Genomic DNA, 1,056 nt, shown 5'->3' on the forward strand with positions numbered 1-1,056 from the left:
GTGCCGATTGAAGTGACCTACACCTTCATCGGCAACGCCCAGGACATCGCCGGCGCACCGCTGCGCGGTGCCCGCATTCTCAACGCGCCGGTGCCCGGCACCGGCAGCAATGGAGGTTTCGTGGCCGACTTCCCACGACGCGAGAAGACCCTGTACCTGCTGCAGGACGACCGGTTGCTGCACTGCCCGCTGCAGGTGCGCGAGCGCCGCAGCGTGGTGATGCTGGTAGGCGCCGTGCAGTGCGAGCCGCTGGCCGTGGCCCAGCTGCCGGCCGACATCCGCCACCAGGCACGGGTGACGCGGCTGCTGCAGGAGCAGGCGCTGATCGCCTCCACGCCACAGACCGCAGCAGCGGGAGGTGCGAAGTGAGCCGTCGGTTGTGGTGGGTGATGGCGGTGTTGTGTGGGCTGGTGGTGTTGGTGCCGCGAGCGATGGCGCAACAGCCGCCGGAGACGCATCCGTCGAGCGAGCACCGCGACATCGTGATGAGTTGGGATCGCTCTGCGATGCCGGGAGATATCGAGTTGTGGCCATCCAAAACTGTATTTGGATACGAGGAGCAGGGCACGCTGGGCTACGGTCATATGTTCATGACGTGCAGCTCGAACTCCAGCTCGGAACGCGGAAAGTGCCCGACTAATGACACCTTGGAGGATAGTAGAGGGGCCGTTAGCACAATCCCACTGAGGTTCACGGAAAGTCGCAGCGGTATGGAGGTGGATGTGGAAGTCACCGCTGCCATCCGTCGTATCGACGCTACGTTCGCCTGCAGCTTTGACTACTGGTCCGGGCCGCTCCGGCCAGTCTGGTCTTCCACCACAGGCTCGTGCGCGGGTATTGATCGCGTGGGCACATCCGTCGAGATGAAGCTGACTTCCGGTCAGTTGAGCCAGCTTGTAGCGGGTCACTGGTCGGCCGTATTGGACCTGACGCTACGAATGCCGCCCCACCAGCACCTTGCGGACTACTCGTTCTCCTTCGACTTCACCATCACCGATCACAACGCGGTCTCCATCTACTTCCCGCTTTTCGACCAGGTCAACCCTCACGTTGGCC

General features: G+C 63.3%; 2 protein-coding genes. Both read left to right on the plus strand.

All coding sequences use genetic code 11. From position 1 onward, the window contains the following. The coding region (locus tag AC1VAN_RS22730) for a CS1-pili formation C-terminal domain-containing protein (RefSeq protein WP_480986851.1) at positions 1–369 on the plus strand (369 nt) is incomplete at its 5' end. Continuing rightward, positions 366–1,056: CfaE/CblD family pilus tip adhesin (locus tag AC1VAN_RS22735; protein ID WP_480986852.1), on the plus strand; the 691-nt coding region annotated here is incomplete at its 3' end. The genes AC1VAN_RS22730 and AC1VAN_RS22735, both read left to right, overlap by 4 nt.

The sequence above is a fragment of the Stenotrophomonas sp. 05L44_2 genome, assembly GCF_056665995.1.